The sequence below is a fragment of the Wenzhouxiangella sediminis genome (assembly GCF_003410055.1).
In the GTDB taxonomy this organism is placed as follows: domain Bacteria; phylum Pseudomonadota; class Gammaproteobacteria; order Xanthomonadales; family Wenzhouxiangellaceae; genus Wenzhouxiangella; species Wenzhouxiangella sediminis.
Map to the genome: position 1 here is coordinate 81,751 of NZ_QUZK01000042.1, position 20,280 is coordinate 102,030.

Genomic DNA, 20,280 nt, shown 5'->3' on the forward strand with positions numbered 1-20,280 from the left:
TACTGACCCGCGGATGTGGGGCAACGATGTCTCTCAGGCGTTACTCTGGCTCGTCTCTCAGCCTCCAGGCAGGACTTATGAAATGGACTTACCTTCCCCAATAACCCTGGGCTTCCTTGGAAGCTTGGCAGCGGGCTCGCTGACCGCGATCGGCGCCTTGCCCGTGCTCTTCATGCACATCCCCTCACGAGCCACGCGCGATCTTGCACTTGGCTTCGCGGCGGGCGTGATGCTTGCAGCCTCGTTTTTCTCGTTGATCATTCCGGCACTCGATGTCGCTGAAAATTGGTTTGAGGGTGGTCCCGCCCCAGCGGCCATTGTCTGCCTTGCGATATTGCTCGGGATGGGTGCGATCGCCTTGATCAATGAGAAGCTCCCACACGAGCATTTCGACACTGGCCGCGAAGGACCGGATGTGGCTTCTTTGCGGCGTATCTGGTTATTCATTATCGCGATTGCAATCCACAACTTTCCCGAAGGACTTGCCGTAGGCGTTGGGTTCGGAGCTGACGGCCTTTCTGGCGGTCTGCCGCTGGCGATCGGTATCGGACTGCAGAACGCTCCGGAAGGTCTAGCAGTTGCGGTCTCGCTAGGAGGCGTGGGCTACTCGAAAATACGAGCTTGCTACGTCTCGGCGCTAACCGGGCTCGTGGAGCCAATTGGCGGGCTTCTCGGCGCGAGTGTCATCACTCTTTCTCAGTCGCTGCTTCCTTGGGGCCTGGCTTTCGCCGCCGGCGCCATGCTTTACGTCATCAGCCACGAAATCATCCCAGAAACCCACCGATCCGGCCATCAAAACAGGGCAACTCTCGGCCTCGCCATCGGGCTCGTGACCATGATGTTCCTCGATGTCTGGTTGGGCGGCTGATTGAGTTGCCCTGGTGAATCCGCTTGAGCGTTCGAGCCGAGCCTTCTTCGGGTCGAGCCTTTCCCGCCGCCCTCCTGGCCGCCGAATCCGGCAGGTTCGGGAGGCGGCGCCAGCGCAGGTTGATTGGACTCGAAAATGATCCGTGGCGTGAAATTGACATCGAGATCGGCCCAGAGCTCGTCCAGTGGCCGCTCCTTCGGCGCGCGCGGCAGCGCCATCCGAAACTGGTCCGGCTGCTCGAGCCAGAGGTCGACGAGCACTTGGCCGCAGTAGTAGAGTGCAGTGGCCGCCCGGTGCGGGTTATTGCTGCGATTGGCCAGTGTGATGCAGTCAAGCATGCAGGCTGACAAGTCAGCATAGGGCTTGCGGCCCTCATTGGGCTTGCGCCTGCCGATAAAGGCAAATACCCGGTCCCACAGGCCCTGAGAATCCGGGGCCCTGGCGATGCTGACCACAGCGGCAGCCAAGGCGGCCGGGTGCGCCAGCTCGACCGGCGGGTGCGGTTTGATGAGCCATTCCAGCGCGTCATTCAGGGCCTCATCGGCCAGTGGCGAGCCTTCCAGGCTCGAGGCTCGCTTGGCCAGGATCAGCACCTTCCTGAGATCGGGCTCATGAATGACCTGGGGCTTGTCCAGCACGACCCAGCGGTCGCGCGTGATCTCCGGCGGCCGAAATCCGGTCATCGAGTGGCGTGCGCCTTTCAGGCGGCGTACGGCGGCAATCATCTCCGCTGCATCCGGGGTCGGCGGGAGCTGGAGAGAGTGGTGGTCCGGGTCTTCGTGGTGCACCCACGCTTTCGCCATGGCCAGTGTCGCCTGGAACAGGAACAGCTGGTAGAACTGGTTACGGGTCAAGCGCCGGTCGTTCTGGTGGCGCTCGATCAGCTCGCGCAGGAATCCCGGTGCGTCCGAGCCGCGCTCGTCACGGAAGACCTCATTGCGAGCCAGGCGTCGCCAGAGGTCGAGTGTCTCGGGGTAGAGCGCCAGGCTGATGAGGGCCGCCCCCAGCACGCCGGAGGAGAACCACTTGGGATGAATGTTGAACTCGTCGAGCTGGCGGATCTCGGGCCCGTAGATCCGGAGTGCCCATTCGCAGTCGACGTACTGCTCGCCTCGCAGGACGTGTCGCGGCAGGCCGCGGACCGCGAAGTCGAGCATGCGCTTGAAGTTGCCGGCCCTGAACGCCTTGGAGTGGAAATGGTGCTTGCGATGATCAGTCATGGCGGATCCTCCCGGCAATGTCGATGACGTTGTTGGAATGGCTCTGGGGAGCCGGGCGTTGGGCATGGATGTCGGCGCGCTGGGCCTGCCCACTTTCTAGCGGCCCGAACAGGCGAGTGGCAACGGGACCGGGAACCGGCTGCATCTCGACCATGCCGCCGACCAGGCCGGCGTCGAACATCTGCACGAACAGATCACCTTCGATCAGGTTGACCAGGTCCTCGGGGCCCGTGATGCGGTAGCGCTCAATCGCCTCGCGTGCCCAGGCGACCAGCGCCTCGTGGTTGTCCCGGGTGTCGGGCTGGCCCAGGGCCAGGCACATGGCCTGTCCGGGCCGAATCTGGTAGCGGTGCCAGAGGTAATCCGCAAGGGCCTGCGGGCGGAGACGGGGAATGGACTCGTTCATCAGTCGTCCTCCTTTTTGTTGTTGTCGTTATGGGTGGAAGTGCCGGCCTGGGAGGCCAGCAGACGCGCCATCGCCGAGCCGTCCTGGCGGGTCAGGTTCGGGACATAGCGCGAATAAGTGGTAAAGAGCATCTGGGTCGTGGTGTGCCCGAGTACGCGAGCGACCCATTCGGGTGATTCGCCGGCTGCGAGCATCAGCGTCGCGGCCGTGTGGCGGGTCTGGTATGGCCGCCGATAGGTCAGGCCGAGATTGGCAAGCAGCGGCTTCCAGACCCGGTTGGTGAAGTTGCGATTCTCGATGGGTGCGCCGCGGCGGGTGCAGAAGGCCCACTCGACACCCTTGGGAGCGATCTCTCGCTGGGCCTCCAGCGCCTCGCGAACGGGCGGGAGCATCGGAATGTCCCGGTTGGAGTCGTAGGTCTTGGAGCCTTCCTGCAGTCGGCCCTGAACCAGGGTCTCTCGCACCAGGATCAGGTTGTTGGAGAAATCTACGTTGTGCCAGCGCAGGCCGTTGATCTCACCGCTGCGTATGCCGGTGTAGAACCGCACGGCTAGATAGTGGCGATAGTCCGGGCGGACCCGTTCCAGAATCCGGTGGACCTCTTCCAGCGAAAACGGGTGGATATCCGGCTTCCTGGAACGCAAAGATTTGATACCGCGATAGGGCGAGGGGAACTCGTAGCGGTCCGCAGCCTCATCGAGAATCTGGCGCGCGAAGCCCATGACCTTGTTGATCCGGGCGTTGCTCAGCTTCCGGCCATTCGCGCGGTGACTGCCAGCGATTTTGGCGCGGAAATCCATTAGGTCTGCACGGGTGATCGAGCCCACGCGCCGGTTGCCGAATGCGGGCAGCAGGTAGCGATTGAGCGTGACGGTGACGGTCTCCCGGTAGCTGGGCCGCCATTCCGGCCCCTTTTCCCGCATCCAGGTCTCCGAGAACTCGCGGAATCGGGGTGTGCGATCTCTCTCCCGGGCAGGTGCGGTCCAAGCGGGCACTGAGGCGCGATCGGCGGCCCCGCCAGAAGGCCTGACTCCTGAGAACTGCAGGGCGCGAGAGCTGCCGGGGAAGGTGGCGCCGTAGTCGAAGGTGCCCGCAAGAATTTCGGATTCGATCCGGTCGAGGAGCTTTTGTACCTTGCGCCGGTTGGCGGGCGTGTTTGCCAACGCCGTTTGCTCCCGGCAGCGCTCGCCCTGGTAGTAGAAATCCAGAAACAGCTTGCCGTTGTCCGAGCGGGCTCGAACCTTACCCATGGCTCACGGCCCCGTTCGCCATCGGCACCAGCGGCGCGCTGTCCATCGAGAAGTTGCTCATGTCCTCCTCGATGGCTTCCCAGATGAACAGCAGCTTCCGGCCCCCGAACGGCCTGATATAGTGAATCCCCTCCAGGAGGACGGAATCCTTGAGGCGGTTTCGGATCGTGCGCGGGTTGTAGTGGATGCGCTCTGCGAGCTGGTCGGTGGTCAGATAGGTCTTGTCCATAATGGCCTCCGTATTCTTTTGGCTCAAATGTTTCATTTTTGAAACGTTCGGGTCAAAATATAACCGATGTTTGCAGGGTGTCAAGTATTGGTGCAAAATTTTCTTTTTGTGGACGGATGGCCCAAAAGTGATACGTTTTAGGCTGAAAGAGCTAATAGCGGAGAAGGAATTTCAGGAGGGGAGGCGGGTGACCGTGCACGAAATCTCCGAAGCAACCGGAATTGCACGAACCACCTTGTCAAGAATCCTCAATCAGCCAGGATGGAGCACCCGGACCGAATATCTGGATAGGCTTTGCGCCTATTTCGACTGCCGGATCGAGGAACTGGTGGAATATGTGCCGGATACCAACAAATAGGGCGTCCTTAGCCGGAATCCTGTTGTTGGCCTGGATTGGGGATTGAGGATTCAAAGCTAGGCGCCACATGAACTCGACCCACCAGAATTGTGCTGAGGCTTCGTGGGATTTTGGCTTCCTTAGGTATCCCCACTCCATTCAATTCGAAGGCGGTAGCGTCGAGGTCGGGGAGCAGTACGCTGCGGCATGCGAAGAAATAGATAAGTATCGTCATCGCGACGGGAATCTATATCCTCCAATTCAGCGAACCGTTCCGATCGACTGGCAGACCGGAGAGCATGGAGATCCGCTGGAAAACACGGAACGCCCCGCTCGTGTCTTTCCGCCACCTTTGTCACATGAAATTTTTATTTCGAGTCGAATTGACGACGGCGATATCAGGCGCGGCGATGCCGCTCTCATCGTTCACCTGCTAGCGCTCCTATTCGATACACGGCTGCAGTTTGATGGCTGGAGGTTTGACGGCAAGGTGCCGATTCCTGATAAAAGCTCAATCCTCTTGCTTCGCGGAGCGCTTGAAGACTCCCTCAGCGCCATATATCAAAATTGGCGCCTCTGGTCAGAGTCGCACCGAAACTTCTTTGTAAAGATTCTATACATGCACGCGCGTGCCAAAAGCTGCGAATGGTCATGGTATCGGTTTCTAACGGAATACATGGTTCTGGACGCCATCCATAGATTTTCGGTGCAACGCGGGATACTGAAGAATGAGGTTAAACACAGGGACCGCATAATTCAGATGTGTGAGCAGTTTGAGGTTCCTCAGGATGCCCGCACGATCGAAAGCATCGTTAGTGTAAGAAATGAACTTATTCATGAGGCAAGCATTGAAGGTGCTCTTCCTGGCACCCGAACTGACGATACGTTTCATTTGAGCAAGTGGCTCGGCCGGCTCAATTCAAGGCTTATTTTCGCTGTCTCAGGCTACCCGAATGAGTTCGTGCGCTCGGGTTGGTGGTTTTTCGGCTGGCAGCGATTTAATAAAGCCGATCGAAATTGTCGCTGAGGGCCTTGCGGCCAAATGCGAAACGGGGAATCTGATCAAAACTAACAGGTGTTTCCGCCCGCTACGCTTGCGTCCAAGTGGCCAACTTTCAACCCGCTCGAGTCTGAATGCCTTCGTGGATGGTTTCGATCTGCTGGAAAACAGCTTCTACGACATCTTCCTTGCCAGTGAATAGCTCATCTGGGCCGGCGTGGTGAAGACGGGTAAAAGGAGGTTCGTAGAGCGCCTCCGGAGGCATTACACCGCGGGCGGTGAGTTGGTCGACGATCATCTCAACGAAGCGGATCTGGTCTGGGCTGAGGCTGCGGTCGTTCAGGAACTCGGCGAATGCTTCCTGGGCTGCAGATCGGTCCATACCGACCAGGCTTCTGACGAACCAAGCCAGTGAAGGGGCGCCGTTTCGTTCGAGCAGGTCGTTGAGCAAGCGGGGCCCGTCTTCGTCTCCGATCTCGCTCAACGTCTGTTCCAGTCCCTCTAAGTCTGTTTCGGTAAGCGGCTGGTTGGTGCGCAGGCGGTGGATGACCAGGTGGTCCTGGTGATTTTTTAGGTATTCGCGCACTTTCTTCTCGTACTGCGCCCCGGTCATCTTGGGCATGGGGACAACATCCTCGTCCCGGATGTCGCGGACCTCGTCCTGGAAGTTGGTGTAGATGACGGTGCGTTCCTTGCGCTCGAGTAGCCGCACCAGGCCGCGCAGACGCAAGCGTAGGTCTTCGAGCAGCTCCAGGTTCGTGCCTTCCCACCACTGGGCTTCCTGAACGGCCGCGCGCAGCCCGAGCTGCTCCTTGACGGCAGGCACGTTGGACTTCTCTTCCAGCAGGCCGGCCAGCTCGACGACGCGCTTTCTGTGACGCTCGAAGTCGCCGGTGTCAGCTTCGATCAGCGCCAATTGCAGGCGTAGGGCTGTCAGGTCGAACAGGCGCGATTCGATATCGTCGTTGGGTTGCTCGCTGGGCAGTCCGGCCACCTCGTCGTGCAGTACTTGCCGGTCGGTGTCGCTGATCCGCTGCCAGGCGATTTCATGAACGGAAAGACCTCGTCGCGCACGACTTCGAACAGCCGCTCCGGCGCCATTTCGCGGAAATGCGACCAGCGCAGAAGCTGCTGGTCCTCCCCGAAAAGGCGCTCCCGGGAGTATTTTCCAGTGCGGCGGGCCTTGTTTTCCTCGCGCTTCTCGATCTCGTCCAGGCGCTTGATGAACAGCAGATAGGTGAGCTGCTCGACCACCGACAGGGGGTTGGAAATCCCCCCGGCCCACATCGTGTCCCAGATCTTGTCGACCTTCGATTTGATTTCGCCGGTAATCATTTCTGCTCCTGGCCTTGTTCCCCCGAGGTTGGGACATGATTCTAGCGGCTATGCCCGGACAGGAAACAGGGGATCGGGGAGAGGAGGGTGCCGGGCACAGTTGGGCAGGAGTCGAATCCCGCCCGTGGCCTTACCTCGCTGGGGTTCTCGGTGGACGGCGGGGCGCGTCCTACAAATCGCCGTGCGCCGCCCAAAGGTGGTCAGCTAGGGGGGAGAGGGCCCTGGAATCAACTTGCCCGGCACCCACTTCAGATAAGCCACCGTGCCGAACAGCTCGACGAGCGACTGGAAGACGACGACCACCACCGCGGCCTGCCAAGGCTCGGGCAGCGCCAGGGCGATGGGCAGCACCACAAAGGAATTGCGGGTACCGAAGCTGAAGGCCAGGGTTCTGGCCGAACGCGCTGGGAGCTGGAACGCGCCGCCGAGGGCCTTGCCCAGGAACGCGGCGAAGACCAGGTAGGCGATGAAGATCAAAAGCACCTGCAGCATGACCGCGGAAAGCCCGGCCACCGTGTTCACCTGCGAAACGGCGACAACGAAGACAACCAGTGCCAGCAGCGGCGTGGGCAGCACGCCCAGGCCCTGAATCCACCGCCTGGCCTTCGGGCTGCGCTCGGCCAGGCGCTCGGTCACCCACGCCAGGGCCAGAGGCGCGAGAATCAGCCCTGCAAAGGCGCCGAGCAGGTCGGTGCTGATGGCGGCCTGAAGCCACTCCGCGCCCAGGAAGAGCCCGAGATAGACGGGCAGGACCAGCAATTGCGTGAGCAAAAGCAGGGGTGCCGCGGCAACGGCCCTTCCGGCATCGCCCTTGCCCAGCTGGGTGAAGCTGATGAACCAGTCGGTGCAGGGGGCGAGCAGCACCAGCAGCACACCGGCCTGCACGACTGGCGAGACGGGCAGCAGCGCCATCATCCCGCCCAGGACCAGGGGAATGACCAGGAAATTGAGAGCAGCAGGGCCGCCAGGAAACGCCAGTCCTTGAAGCCCTGACCGATACGCGTCAGGGGAACCTGGGTAAAGGTGGCGTAGAGTAGCCCCCCAAGCAGCGGCCATAGGGCGACTTCGAGTCGTGACGTGACGTTCGGCAGGCCCAGCCCGATGGCCAGGCCCGCCAGGATCGCAATCAGCAAGATCCAGCATTGTTGGCGTTCCATCCAGTCGCGCAAGGGCAAGGATCCTTCCCGGGTTTCCAGTGACAAGCGTCTGGCATCGTAAGCCTTTTGGGTACCCACATACTGCTAGCGTGCAGAGTTGTTCAGAGGTTCCTTAAGCAGTGCGGCTGCAGGGCCGGGCTGTTTTTAATCCGCCGATTCTTTCATGTTAACCTCAGTGCCATGCAGCAAGCGATCTGCAAAATAGTGGCTTTAAGCATCCTTCTTGCCGGACTCGGCTGGAGTATGGACGGCCACGCGGTGTCCGCCGAATCCCATGAGGAACCGCCGAGCCTGATCAAGCACGGCGATCAGCCGGGTGGTCAGCAGGGCGGTGAGTTCTGTGATCACCACTGCCACGCCGGATCGCATCTGGTGGCCGTTCCCGTCCTGCACGGCTTGCTGCACCCGCAGAAGCGTACGGCCTCGCTGGCAGACGCGCTCCGGCTTCCGACTTCCAACGGTCGAGACTCCCCCTTCAGACCCCCTATTTCCTGAGTTCCGTACCAAGCACCGTGCGATGGCGGCCCGATCCCGGTCGTCGTTGATCGCAACCGTACGCTGAACGAAAGGAAATCGTATCCATGCAATCTGCGAATCGTGCCCGCATGAGCGGGCGTGCGGCAGTGGCTGCAATGACTGTAGCCATTGCCCTGATGGTGCCGCTGTGGGTGGCGGCCCAATCCGGGCAATCTTCTCCGGAAGGCACACTGACCCTCGACGAGGCCGTTGCCACGGCCATGCAGAACAATCTCGAGCTGCACGCCGCCCGGCAGGAAATCCTGACCGCGCGCGCCCGGCTCGAACACGCCAGTCGCTGGGCGCCCTCTAATCCCCAGATCTCGGTTAGGCAGCGCCGGCGCGACCCGCCCGGACCGGGCGGGACCAGCACCGACTTCGGCGTCGAGCTCTCCCAGGAACTGTGGATCGGCGGCCAGCGTGGCCTCAATCGAAGCGGCCGCCAGTCGGAGGTCGAGAGCGCTCGGGCGATGATCCAGTTCCTCGAGCTGACGGTCGCGGCGCGAACCCGCCGGGCCTTTCTCGACCTGATCGTGGCGCGTGAGTCGGTTGAAACGGCGCAACGCGCCGTGGCCGTCACCGAAGAGATCCAGCAGTCAACGCGGTCACGCAAGGAGGCGGGCGAGGCCACGCGTATCGAGGTCAACTCCGCCGCCATCGGCGTCGGCCGCGCAAGATCGGCCCTGGCCGAGGCGCAGGCCAACGCGAACGAGGCGCGGGCGCGCCTGCGCGAGCTGATGGCCGACCAGGTGCCGGAATACATCGAGCTCTCGGGCGACTTCAATCTGCGGGCACTGGACCTGCCACCTCGGAGTGAGCTGCTCAATCGGGTCGTGGGCCATCGTGGCGACCTGGCCGCGGCAGCCGCCGATATCGCGGCGGCGGAAAGCGATCTCGCACTGTCGAAGCGCCAGTTGATCCCGAACCTGACGGTTTTCGGGTTCTACGAACAGGAGGAAGAAGAGGACATCACGGGCGTGGGCGTGTCCATGCCGCTGCCGGTGCTGCATCGCTACGGCGGTGAGCGCAAGGAGGCGCAAGCGGATCTGAGAAAGGCCCAGATCGAGCGTGACACCCTGCTGCTGGAAGTCCGTATCGGTCTCGACCGGGCCATCGAGGACTACCGGGTTGCCAAATCGAGAATCGAAGCCGTCTCCGAACAGGTGCTGGCGTCGGCCGAAGACAACGTGCGGCTGACCTACGAGGCCTTCCGCGCGGGTGAAGTCGGCATTACGGCCGTCTCCTCGGCGCAGGAAGCCCTGCTGCAGGCGCGCCGTGCCTATCTGGAGGCCCGCCGCGCCTTCATTCGGGCGGCCACCGATCTCGAGCGCACCAGCGGCGGCCTGCTCGTCGTCCACGGCCGCCCGGCCGAAGCGGAAACGAGCCGGGAAGACGAAATCAACGAGAAGGAATCCTGATCATGCGACCACTGAAGATGCTTTTGGGCCTGTTGCTCGTCGCCGCGTTGAGCGGTTGCGGCGACAGCGAAACGGGCCGGGAAGACGAACACCAGTCCCACGATGCGCCGGCTGCCGAAAGCCACGAGGGGCACGGTGATGAGACCGAAGCCCATGAAGACGAAGAATCGGGGCACGAAGACGAAGCGGCACACGGCGAGGACGAACGGTCCCGCAATCTCGAACTCACCGCTGCCCAGCAGCGTCGACTGTCGATCCAGGTTGAGGAAGCGACATCGGGATCCGCGAGCGACGCGGTTTCTGCGCCCGCCACCCTGACCTATGACAAGGATCGAATTGCGCGGGTCGGGCCGCGCCTGGACGCCAAAGTCGTGCGTGTCATTGCCGATCTCGGCGATCGTGTCGAAGCCGGCGACCCGCTGGTCGAACTCGACAGCGTGGCGCTGGGCAAGGCCAAGGCGCGGCACCTGACCACGCTCGCGCGTCTCGAGACAGTTCGTGCCCAGTACGAGCGCGAGCGCGAACTCAATGAGAAGGACATCACCAGCGACGCCGAGCTTCAGGAGGCGCGCGCGCTCCTCGCCGAGGCCCGGGCCGAGCACGATGCGGCCGACGAGGAGCTCAGGCTCTACGGCCTGTCGCCGGAGGAAATCGACTCGGTCCAGCCCGATGCCGACGTGCCGCTGTCTCGCTATGTCCTGACCAGCCCCATCGACGGAGCCGTTCAGCACCGTGACGTCGTGCCCGGTCAGACCGTCGGCGCCAATGAAACGCCGGTGACGATCGTGGACACCTCGACCATGTGGCTGATGATCGAAGCCAGCGAATCCGATGCCGGGGCGCTCCGCCCGGGTCAGCCTGTGGATCTGACGGTACGCAGCCTGCCCGCAACACGCTTCGAAGGCGAGCTGGACTGGGTTTCCAGCAGCCTGGATCGAGCATCCCGCACGCTCACCGCACGCGCCGCAATCGCCAACCCGGATGGCTTGCTGCGCGACGGCATGTTCGGCACCGCCCGCATCGAGGTCGGCGAAGCCGCCAACCGCACGCTGGTGCCGCTCGATGCGGTGCAGGAGCTCGAAGGCGAAGACATCGTTTTCGTGCCCGGCGACAAGTCCGGCCACTTTCGAGCCGTTTCCGTCTCCGTCGGTGCCGAGAACGACCGTGTCGTCGAGATCCTCGAAGGCCTTGCACCCGGTGACCCGGTCGTGGTTTCCGGCGCCTTCGATCTGAAGTCCGCGCTGACCGCTGCCACCCGCAGCGCCGCCCACTCGCACTAGGAGCGTTTCATGATCGATGCAATGACTCGAACGGCGCTGTCCAACCGCCTGCTGGTGCTGGTGTTCGCCGCGGCGGTGCTGATCGCCGGGATCTTCGCCTTTCGCAGTGTCCCGATCGATTCCTTTCCGGACGTCACGCCCACGATGGTGCAGGTCTTTACCGCCAGCCCCGGCTTGTCGCCGGAGGACGTCGAAACCCAGATCAGCTATCCGGTGTCGATTGCGATGTACGGCCTGCCTGGCCTCGAGCGCGTCCAGAGCACGTCCATCTTTGGCCTGTCGCGCGTCAATATCTACTTCGAGGACGGCACGGATATCTACTTCGCCCGCCGGCTGGTCAACGAGCGGCTGGCCCAGGCGCGCCAGGAGATTCCCGAAGGCATGGGCAATCCGCAGCTCGGGCCGCTGACCACCGGCCTGGGGCGCGTATTCATGTACACCGTCGAGAACGTCGACGGGGCCGACTACACCCCCACCGAACTGCGCGAGGCGCAGGACTGGATCGTCAAGCCCCAGCTCCGCACGGTTCCGGGCGTGACGGGTGTTCTCTCGATCGGCGGTTTCGAAAAGCAGTACCAGGTCAATCTTGACCCCAAGGCACTGGCGGCGCGCAACCTGACCGTGGGCGACATTCGCGCCGCGTTGGCCGCCAACAATCGAAACGTCGGTGCCTCCTTCATCCAGCGCAGCGGCGAGGAGTACATCGTGCGCGGCTATGGCTGGATCGATTCCGGCGAGAAGGGACTCGACGATCTGCGCAACATCATGGTCAGCGAAGCGCAGGGCACGCCCGTTTATCTCGGCGACATCGCCGAGATCGAATTCGGGCCGGCCATTCGTCGCGGCACCCTGATGAAAAACGGCGAAGAGGGCGTGGGCGGCTTTGTCCTCAAGCTGATCGGAACCAACACCCAGGATCTGTTGACGGCCATCGAGGCCAAGGTTGCGACCATCAACGACGCCTTGCCGGAGGGTATGCGGCTGGAACCCTACTACTCGCAGGCCGACCTGGTCGGCAAGGCCGTCGGCACGGTCGAGAAGGCCTTGCTGGAAGCGGCCGTGCTGGTCCTCGCCCTGCTATGGCTGTTCCTGGGCAATGTGCGATCGACCCTGATCGTGATCATCAGCCTGCCCTTGTCGGCGCTGGTGGCCTTCATCGCCATGCGATACGTCGGCATGTCGGCCAACCTGATGAGCCTGGGCGGACTGGCCATCGGGATCGGCATGATGGTGGATGGCTCCGTGGTGATGATCGAAAACATCTTCCGACACATGGAGGAGCGGCAAGACGAAGATGTGACGCTACAAAGGCTTGTGGGCGAGGCCGCCCGCGAAGTCGCCAAGCCGATCGCCTTCGCCATTGCCATCATCATCATCGTCTTTCTGCCGCTGTTCACGCTCGAGGGCGTGGAAGGCAAGATGTTCTCGCCGATGGCCTACACCATCAGCTTTGCGCTGGCCGGGTCATTGATCGTCGCGCTGGTCCTGGTTCCGGTGCTGACCACGCTGTTGTTCAAGAAGGACAGCGTGCACGGCGAGCCTCGCCTGGTCGGCTGGCTGAGAAAGGGCTATCGACCGCTCCTCGATGCGGTGGTGGCGTATCCAAAGCGCACCGTGGCCGCCGCCCTGGTGCTGTTCGCCGGCGGACTGGCCCTGTTCCCCATGCTGGGCACGGAGTTCGTCCCCACCCTGCGGGAAGGTACGTTCCTGGTGCGATCGACCCTGCCGCCCGGCGCCAATCTGGATACCGCCAACGAGTATGCCGGGCGGGTCGCCGACGTGATGCGCGAGTACCCGGAAGTCACCGGCGTCTATGCCCGCGTCGGCCGGGCCGAAGTCGGCGGCGATCCGGAGCCGGTCAACGTCGTCGCCTCACTTGTTGCACTCAAGCCGCTCGATGAGTGGAAGAGCGGCCGCGACTACGAGGAGCTGCAGACCGCCATGGCCGAGCGCCTGTCCGATGAGGTGCCGGGCCTGGCCAACAATTTCTCGCAGCCGATCCAGCTTCGTACCGACGAGCTGCTGTCGGGGATCATGGCTGAGGTCGTCATCAGCATCTATGGCGAGGACCTCGACGAACTGGCGCGCATCGGCGAGGAAGTAACCGCCATCGCCCGCGAGGTGCCTGGTTCGGCCGACGTGCGCATGCAGCAACAGGGCGGCAAGCCCCAGATCGTTGTCCGGCCCGACCGTCAGGCGCTGGCGCGCCACGGTATCTCCCTCGACGAGGTCCTGGGCGTGGTCGAGACCGGCATCGGCGGGGCAAAGGCCGGGCAGGTCTTCGAAGGCATCCGCCGCTTCGACATCTTCGTGCGCATGGAAGAGCCGGCGCGGACCAGCGTCGACGATATTCGCAGCCTCAACTTCCGCACTTCCGCCGGGGCGCTCATCCCGCTGTCGCAGATCGCCGATATCGAGGTCTACCGCGGGCCGAAGAAGATCTCGCGCTCCAAGGCGAGTCGCCGACTGTTCGTGCAGCTCAACGTGCGCGGCCGCGACATGGGCAGCGTGGTCAGCGATATCCGGCAGCGCATCGCCGAGGAGGTGGAAATGCCGGCCGGATACTTCGTCGAGTACGGCGGCCAGTTCGAGAATCAGGAGCGTGCCATGGCCCGGCTCTACGTGGTCGTGCCCATTACGCTCGGCCTGATCTTCCTGCTGCTGTTCATGGCCTTTTCCAGCGTGCGCTACGCGGCGTTGATCTTTCTCAACGTACCTTTCGCGGTTACCGGCGGCCTGTTTTCGCTGTGGATTTCCGGGCAATACCTGTCGGTTCCCGGCGCGGTCGGGTTCATCGCCGTATTCGGCGTGGCCGTGCTCAACGGCGTGGTCATGGTGTCCTACATCAATGAACTGCGCGAGCGTGGTCGCTCGCTGGAAGAAGCCGTGCGCCTGGGTGCCGAGCGGCGCCTTAGGCCCGTGCTCATGACCGCCTCTGTCGCCATTCTGGGCCTCATCCCGCTGCTACTGGCCAACGGCATCGGCGCCAATGTGCAACGCCCGCTGGCCACGGTGGTCGTCGGCGGCCTGGTCACCTCCACGGCGCTGACGCTACTGGTGCTGCCCGCGGTCTATCGCTGGTTCGCCGAACCGCGCAGCGAAGTCGACTTCAGCTGAAGGAGAGATGCAACCATGTTCGAAATCAAAGCCTACATCCGACCTGCACTGCTCGACCGAGTCATCGATGCGTTGGGTCAGATGGGCGGGCATCACGGTATTGCCGTGGTGCCCGTCCAGGAGTATGGCCATGCGGCCGACGACGGCGACGGGCTCGTCAGGGCCGAGATGATCAAGCTCGAAGTCAACGCCGAAGCCGATCGCGTCGACGCGATCGTCGAGCTGATCCTGTCTGATGCAAGAAGCTGGGAGGGTCATGTTGGCGATGGCATCGTCACGGTCAGTGAGTTGCGGTCGGCCCGAAAAATCGAGGACGGTAAGGAAATCGATTAGCCATTCGCCGAGACAATCATCGGCTGCTTCACAGGTCTCGATTCCCTCACTGCCGGAAAAAGTGCTGCGCTTCAGCAGTGCGAGTTGGCGCAGGAAGATTGCCGAGATGAGGGGTAAAACGAGTGGTTTGTCCCATCCGCCTGTTCGTTCCGGACAGACCAGCCAATATTTCATGGGCGGCCCGACTCCGGGCACGGCCGGGCAGGTGTCGAATTCGCCCCGTTGCTGTCACGAGCCGGGCACGATTTGGGCACAGAATGGGCACAAGATCGATCCGGCGCTGCAGGAAGAGGGATCCCGGTCGGCCGGGGAGGGCGCCAGGAGTTCAGGGGCTTAGGCTGTATCTTTATGATCCGGAACGAAAAACGCCGGCTCGAGGGCCGGCGTTCTTGCGGGATTCGGCTGGTCGGGGTGACTGGATTCGAACCAGCGACTCCTGCCTCCCGAAGACAGTGCTCTACCAGGCTGAGCTACACCCCGACGAAGCCGGCCATTCTAGTCGAACGCGTTCGGGGAGGCAAGGCTCGGAGGCAAAAATCGGCGCCAGCGGCGGCCGGCTCTCGAAACCACGCTGATTTCGGCGTATAGTCAGCGGCGAAATGCCTGTCGCACTCCTGCCTTGAGGGAGGTGGGGGTGGATGCAGGCCGCAATTCGAGGGGATGGTCGTGATGCGCAGAATCAAGCTCCCGCCCGGAACCGGGTTAATTCCGTTTTGCGGTTGTCGCGGTGTTGCGCAAAAGTTAAAATGTTGTAATCCCGCTGTCACCGAGGGTTTCTAGAATGCCACGCACTCGTCAAGGCAACGAGCTGCGGGCCATTCCCTGAATGTGGTTCGGTTCCTTGTATATATGTCACCCAACGGAGTAGTTGCATGAAACTTGTAGACTTTTCGCGTCTTTCGCGCGTCTGGTCGGCGTTCATGGTGCTCGGCATGCTGGCGCTCGTCAGCCTGCCGGCGGCTGATGCCAACGCCCAGGCCACGTCCGCCGATCTTCGCGGTCGCGTTATCGCCCAGGACGGCAGCGCCGTGTCCGGCGCCAACGTCCTGATTCTCCACGTGCCCTCCGGCACCGTCTCCGAAGCGGTCACCGGCGAGACCGGCGGCTTCTTCCGCGGCGGTCTCCGAGTCGGCGGTCCTTACCAGATCACCGTGACGGCCGAAGGATACGAAGCCGCCCAGGAAGGCGATATCTTCCTCGAGCCGGGCTCGCAGGATCCCCTGGTGTTCTCGCTGGGCGAGGCAGACCGCGACCTGGGCACCATCCAGGTGACCGGCACCGCCATTTCCGCGGCGACCGAGCTTAACAACGGCGTGGGCTCGACCTTCAGTGCCCGCGACATTCAGAACCAGCCCGCGGCCGACCGCGACGTGATCGCCACCATGGCGCGCGACCCGCTGGTGCAGACCGAGGAAGTCGGCATCATGTCCGTGGCCGGCGTCAACCCGCGCTTCAACGCCTTTGCCATCGACGGTTCGCTGCAGCAGGACGATTTCGGCCTGTCCGACGGCACCTACGCCACGACGCGCTCGCCGATCAACCTCGACGCCATCGAGTCGGCCACGCTGGTCGCCTCCGACTACTCCGTGACCTCCAGCGGCTTCACCGGTGGCCTGGTCAACGTCGTGACCAAGTCGGGCACGAACGAATTCGACGGCTCGCTGTACTACGCCTATCAAGACGACGGGATGATCGGCACCGACTACGACGGCGGCGAATACGATCCCGGTGATTTCGAAGAGAAGGAATACGGCTTCACCCTCGGCGGCCCGATCGTCAAGGACAAGCTGTTCTTCTTCGTCTCCTATGACGAGTACGAGAACGCCTCCCCGGCCGATTTCTCCAACTCCGACCGCTTCAACGGCGTCGATCCGCAGTTCTTCAACGCGATTCGCCAGATCATTCAGAACAACTACGGCTTCGATCCGGGCGGACGCCCGCAGGTTGTCAACGTGCCGCAGACTTCCGAGCGCACGCTGGCCAAGCTCGACTGGAACATCAACAACGATCATCGCCTGTCTCTGACCTACCAGAAGTCCGAAGAGAACGACGTCAGCGTCGATTCGACCGCGCTTGAATCGGCCTGGTACGACATTCCCCTGTCGATCGAAGCGACCACCGCTGAGCTGTTCTCTGACTGGACCTACAACTTCTCGACCAATCTGCGCGTCAACTACACCGAAAAGGTGCGCGGCCAGAACTGCCGCGCGGGCTCGCAGTACGGCCAGATCTCGCTGGACTTCTTCGATCTCGACGGCATCGCCGGCAGCCCGCTCGAGGGCCTGCTGACCGAAGGTGGTGACTTCATCGCCGGTTGCGACAACTTCCGTCACGCCAACGCCTTCGACGACGAGCGCCTGCAGGTCTTCGCCTCCGGCGAGTACTTCATGGGCGATCACCTGATCACCTTCGGTACGGAGTACCAGCAGTACGACCTGTTCAACGCCTTCATTCCGTTCTCGAACGGCGACTTCCAGTTCGACAGCTACGACGACCTGGTCAACGGCACCGCCGACGTGTTCTACAGCAACGTGTCCTCCAACAACGCCCAGCAGGGCGCCTCGCAGTGGGGCTACGACCACTGGGCCCTGTTCGTGCAGGACACCTGGTCGATCACGCCGGACTTCGAGCTGAGCTACGGCCTGCGCTACGAGCGTTTCGACCAGAGCGATGCGCCTGAATTCAGCCAGGCTGTCTACGACGAGTACGGCGTCGATACCAGCAACAACATCGACGGCAACGACCTGATCATGCCGCGCATCGGCTTCTTCTGGCGGCCGTGGAACCGCGCCAGCATCAGCGGCGGCTTCGGCCTGTTCGCCGGCGGCGATCCCAAGGTCTGGACCTCCAACGCCTTCCAGCAGGCCACCTTCGGCGCCTTCGCTTCCGACGTTCAGAACGTCGATATTACCCAGGTGCCGCAGGAGCTGCTCGACCAGGTGGCCACCGGAACGGCGACGCCGATCGACTATATCGGTGAAGACTTCGACACGCCGTCCGACTGGAAGGCCTCGCTGCGCTTCGAGCAGGCGTTCGACTTCCAGATCGGTGGCCTGGACCTGGGCGACGACTACCGCTTTACCGCCCAGTACCTCTACACCGAGGCCCGCGACGGTTTCATCTGGGAGAACGTGGCCCATACCAACGAAGCCGCGCTGCCGCTGGGCACCGCCCCGGACGGCCGTCCGATCTACGCCGATCTGGAAGACCTGGGCATTCCGAACCTGACGCGCCTGACCAACAGCAGCGGTTCGAACAGCAGCGTGCTGTCGCTTAGCCTGGCCAAGTACTTCGACAGCGGCGTGAACTTCAACTTCAGCTACGCCTACCAGGACACCGAGATCGTCTCCGAGGGCACGTCCTCGCGCGGCATCTCGAACTGGCGTTCGATCTTCGCGGTCGACAAGAACGACCCGACGCCGCGGCTGTCGCCCTGGAACATCGAGCACTCGTTCAAGCTGAACCTTGGCTACGAGCGCGCTTTCTTCGGTAGCTACGCGACTCGCGTGGACCTGTTCGGTCGCGTGTTCAAGGGCGACGTCTTCAGCACCTCCTACGACGTCGATCCGGACAACACCCTGTTCGGCCGTGCCGGCCTGGGTGAGGCCCCTTACGACAACATCCCGCTCTATATCCCGGACCTCAACGGTGATCCGCGCGTGGTCTACGGCTCGGGCTTCAACATGGACGAGTTCGCCGAATACGTCCGCAACAACGGCATTCCCACCGGTCAGATTCACGAGCCGTACTCGTCGACCTCCAACGACTGGAACAACATCTGGGATCTGCGCTTCCAGCAGGAGATCCCGAGCATTCCGGGCCTGGATCGCTTCGTCGGCGAGAACCGCTTCAAGGTCATTCTCGATATCGAGAACTTCCTGAACCTGCTCAACGACGACTGGGGTCGCTACACCAACGGGCCGTTCTTCGGACAGGCCGCCGTCATGGACGCCGACCTGGTTTCGGCTGCCGACGTGGCCGCCAACGGCATCGACGGCGCCACGGCGCTGACCGGCGACCAGCCGCGTCAGGTCTGCCAGGCCGCCAGCGACTGCCTGTACCGCTACAACGAGTTCGACGGTGATCCCACCGCGTTTACCGATCGCCAGCGTTCGGTTTACGAAATCCGCCTGACCCTGCGCTATGATTTCTGACCAGCCGGCGTAATCAGGAGGAGAGCCCGGCTGCGGCCGGGTTCTCGAAGGAAACGGCCAGCCTTCGTGCTGGCCGTTTCCGTTTCAGGCCGCCATAATGAACGGTTTGCACAAGCCACGAGAAACGATGAACGAATTCGCAACGCACAAGAACGAAGAGCTACGGGATACTGTTTCGACCAGCGTCTATCCGGCGCGCAGCCTGAAGGTGTTGTCGCGCGCGGAAGTCGCGCGCCTGTCGGACGCCACCGAAGAGGTGGGCGGCTTGCTTCGTCAGGTGGCGCTCGCGGTTCTGACCTCGGGTGAGCAGGGCGACGATGCCGAGAAGATGCTCGAGACCTACAAGGATTTCCGCATCGAGGTGCACCAGGTCACCCGCGGTATGCGCATCGACCTGGAGAACGCGCCGGGCTGCGCCTTCGTCGACGGCGAGATGATCCGCGGCATCCGCGAACTGCTTTCGGCCGTCGTGCGCGACATCGTCTACTTTCACACCGAGATCCATCCCAGCCCGTATTTCGACCTCGACAGCTCGGAGGGGATCACCAACACCGTTTTCGAGATCCTGCGCAACGCCAAGCTGCTCGACACCGACGTCGATCCGCGCATGATCGTGTGCTGGGGCGGGCATTCGATCAGCAGCGAGGAGTACGACTACACCAAGGAAACCGGCTACCAGCTGGGCCTGCGCGGCATGGATATCTGCACCGGCTGCGGGCCCGGCGCCATGAAAGGGCCGATGAAGGGCGCGACCATCGCCCACGCCAAGCAGCGCACGCTGCCCGGTCGCTACGTCGGCATTTCCGAGCCCGGCATCATCGCCGCCGAGTCGCCCAATCCGATCGTCAACGACCTGGTGATCATGCCCGACATCGAGAAGCGCCTCGAAGGCTTCGTCCGTCTCGGGCACGGCATTCTCGTATTCCCGGGCGGCGTGGGCACGGCCGAGGAAATCCTCTACCTGCTCGGCGTGCTGCTCAACCCGGACAATGCCGACATGCCGTTCCCGCTGGTGTTCACCGGGCCGGAGTCGGCGCGCGATTACTTCGAGGAAATCGATCGCTTCGTGGGCCTGACCCTCGGCGAGGCCGCCCGCGAGCGCTACCGCATCATCATCGACAACCCGGTTGCCGTGGCCCGCCACATGGCCGAAGGTATGCAGAAAGTCCGCCAGTGGCGCGTGGATACCAACGACGCCTTCTATTTCAACTGGAAGCTCACCACCGACGTCGGCTTCCAGGAGCCGTTCGAAGTCACCCACGAGAGCATGGCGAGCCTGGATATCTCGCCCGAATTGCCGGTGCACGAACTGGCCGCCAATCTGCGCCGTCTGTTCTCGGGCATCGTCACCGGCAACGTCAAGCCCAACGGCCTGCGCGCCATCCGCGAGCACGGCCCCTTCGAGATCAAGGGCGAGCCCGCCATCCTGGCCGCGCTCGACGACCTGCTCAAGCGCTTCGTCGCCCAGCACCGCATGAAACTGCCCGGCGGCAAGCCGTACGAACCATGCTATCGCATCGTAAGCTGACACCTCGCTGAGGAGCGGGCGAGGTCGGCCTGCCCGTTGCCGTGTTTCCCGTCGTTAGCTAGTTGGCTGGTTCGCAAGTTGGCTGGTTCGGCAACTTGTCGTCGTTGCTGGGCGGCTGCGCCGCGCAAGTTC

Annotated in this window: 16 protein-coding genes, 1 tRNA gene and 1 pseudogene; 10 read left to right on the forward strand and 8 right to left on the reverse strand. The window is 62.7% G+C overall.

Annotation, left to right across the window (positions count from 1 at the left end; genetic code table 11):
- The first annotated feature begins 82 nt into the window (after nucleotides 1-82).
- The gene (locus tag DZC52_RS11455; RefSeq protein WP_116651362.1) at nucleotides 83-868 is read left to right on the forward strand and encodes a ZIP family metal transporter; all 786 of its coding nucleotides are present in this window, start codon (nucleotides 83-85) and stop codon (nucleotides 866-868) included.
- On the opposite strand, the gene DZC52_RS11460 is transcribed toward DZC52_RS11455, so the two are convergent.
- The 4 genes from DZC52_RS11460 to DZC52_RS11475 are packed head-to-tail and all read right to left on the reverse strand — an operon-like array spanning nucleotide 793 to nucleotide 3,973.
- Nucleotides 793-2,088, reverse strand: a complete 1,296-nt coding sequence (locus DZC52_RS11460; protein ID WP_116651280.1) for a hypothetical protein — start codon at nucleotides 2,086-2,088, stop codon at nucleotides 793-795. The genes DZC52_RS11455 and DZC52_RS11460 overlap by 76 nt on opposite strands.
- Complete coding sequence (locus tag DZC52_RS11465) at nucleotides 2,081-2,494, reverse strand: hypothetical protein (RefSeq protein ID WP_116651281.1); 414 nt, start codon at nucleotides 2,492-2,494, stop codon at nucleotides 2,081-2,083. The genes DZC52_RS11460 and DZC52_RS11465 overlap by 8 nt, the downstream gene beginning before the upstream one ends.
- A complete protein-coding gene (locus tag DZC52_RS11470; protein ID WP_116651282.1) occupies nucleotides 2,494-3,744 on the reverse strand; it encodes a site-specific integrase in 1,251 nt (416 codons plus the stop codon). Before DZC52_RS11470 ends, DZC52_RS11465 begins: the two co-directional genes overlap by 1 nt.
- On the reverse strand, nucleotides 3,737-3,973 hold the full coding sequence (locus DZC52_RS11475) for a hypothetical protein (protein WP_116651283.1): 237 nt from the start codon (nucleotides 3,971-3,973) through the stop codon (nucleotides 3,737-3,739). Before DZC52_RS11475 ends, DZC52_RS11470 begins: the two co-directional genes overlap by 8 nt.
- A 127-nt stretch (nucleotides 3,974-4,100) precedes the next feature.
- On the opposite strand from DZC52_RS11475, the gene DZC52_RS15760 reads away from it, so the two are divergent.
- Both DZC52_RS15760 and DZC52_RS11485 read left to right on the forward strand, forming a co-directional pair.
- A complete protein-coding gene (locus tag DZC52_RS15760; RefSeq protein ID WP_116651363.1) occupies nucleotides 4,101-4,331 on the forward strand; it encodes a helix-turn-helix domain-containing protein in 231 nt (76 codons plus the stop codon).
- Between the two features lie 67 nt (nucleotides 4,332-4,398).
- Nucleotides 4,399-5,337 carry a hypothetical protein gene (locus DZC52_RS11485; protein WP_116651284.1) on the forward strand — a complete coding sequence of 313 codons (939 nt, stop codon included), beginning with the start codon at nucleotides 4,399-4,401 and terminating at the stop codon, nucleotides 5,335-5,337.
- 88 nt (nucleotides 5,338-5,425) lie between these two features.
- Here DZC52_RS11485 and DZC52_RS11490 read toward each other — a convergent pair whose 3' ends face one another.
- The 3 genes and pseudogenes from DZC52_RS11490 to DZC52_RS11500 form a co-directional block, all read right to left on the reverse strand.
- A complete protein-coding gene (locus DZC52_RS11490) occupies nucleotides 5,426-6,304 on the reverse strand; it encodes a type I restriction-modification enzyme R subunit C-terminal domain-containing protein (protein ID WP_245960813.1) in 879 nt (292 codons plus the stop codon).
- Complete coding sequence (locus tag DZC52_RS15765) at nucleotides 6,244-6,645, reverse strand: type I restriction-modification system subunit M N-terminal domain-containing protein (RefSeq protein ID WP_116651364.1); 402 nt, start codon at nucleotides 6,643-6,645, stop codon at nucleotides 6,244-6,246. The genes DZC52_RS11490 and DZC52_RS15765 overlap by 61 nt, the downstream gene beginning before the upstream one ends.
- Before the next feature lie 204 nt (nucleotides 6,646-6,849).
- Nucleotides 6,850-7,814: pseudogene (locus DZC52_RS11500) on the reverse strand (arsenic resistance protein).
- A gap of 168 nt (nucleotides 7,815-7,982) precedes the next feature.
- On the opposite strand from DZC52_RS11500, the gene DZC52_RS15395 reads away from it, so the two are divergent.
- The 5 genes from DZC52_RS15395 to DZC52_RS11525 all read left to right on the forward strand — a co-directional run bounded on the left by DZC52_RS15395 (nucleotide 7,983) and on the right by DZC52_RS11525 (nucleotide 14,466).
- The gene (locus DZC52_RS15395; RefSeq protein WP_147307678.1) at nucleotides 7,983-8,297 is read left to right on the forward strand and encodes a hypothetical protein; all 315 of its coding nucleotides are present in this window, start codon (nucleotides 7,983-7,985) and stop codon (nucleotides 8,295-8,297) included.
- Between the two features lie 86 nt (nucleotides 8,298-8,383).
- Nucleotides 8,384-9,736 carry a TolC family protein gene (locus tag DZC52_RS11510; protein WP_116651286.1) on the forward strand — a complete coding sequence of 451 codons (1,353 nt, stop codon included), beginning with the start codon at nucleotides 8,384-8,386 and terminating at the stop codon, nucleotides 9,734-9,736.
- A 2-nt stretch (nucleotides 9,737-9,738) separates the two neighbouring features.
- A complete protein-coding gene (locus tag DZC52_RS11515; RefSeq protein ID WP_116651287.1) occupies nucleotides 9,739-11,016 on the forward strand; it encodes an efflux RND transporter periplasmic adaptor subunit in 1,278 nt (425 codons plus the stop codon).
- Between the two features lie 9 nt (nucleotides 11,017-11,025).
- A complete protein-coding gene (locus DZC52_RS11520; RefSeq protein ID WP_116651288.1) occupies nucleotides 11,026-14,133 on the forward strand; it encodes an efflux RND transporter permease subunit in 3,108 nt (1,035 codons plus the stop codon).
- A gap of 15 nt (nucleotides 14,134-14,148) precedes the next feature.
- On the forward strand, nucleotides 14,149-14,466 hold the full coding sequence (locus tag DZC52_RS11525; RefSeq protein ID WP_116651289.1) for a P-II family nitrogen regulator: 318 nt from the start codon (nucleotides 14,149-14,151) through the stop codon (nucleotides 14,464-14,466).
- A 403-nt stretch (nucleotides 14,467-14,869) separates the two neighbouring features.
- Here the strand turns inward: DZC52_RS11525 and DZC52_RS11530 are convergent.
- A tRNA-Pro gene (locus DZC52_RS11530) sits at nucleotides 14,870-14,946 on the reverse strand.
- A gap of 392 nt (nucleotides 14,947-15,338) precedes the next feature.
- Here DZC52_RS11530 and DZC52_RS11535 point away from each other — a divergent pair.
- Together DZC52_RS11535 and ppnN are read left to right on the forward strand one after the other, a co-directional pair.
- The gene (locus tag DZC52_RS11535; RefSeq protein ID WP_220338354.1) at nucleotides 15,339-18,620 is read left to right on the forward strand and encodes a TonB-dependent receptor; all 3,282 of its coding nucleotides are present in this window, start codon (nucleotides 15,339-15,341) and stop codon (nucleotides 18,618-18,620) included.
- A gap of 127 nt (nucleotides 18,621-18,747) precedes the next feature.
- Nucleotides 18,748-20,148, forward strand: a complete 1,401-nt coding sequence (gene ppnN / locus DZC52_RS11540) for a nucleotide 5'-monophosphate nucleosidase PpnN (RefSeq protein ID WP_116651291.1) — start codon at nucleotides 18,748-18,750, stop codon at nucleotides 20,146-20,148.
- Nucleotides 20,149-20,280 lie beyond the last annotated feature (132 nt).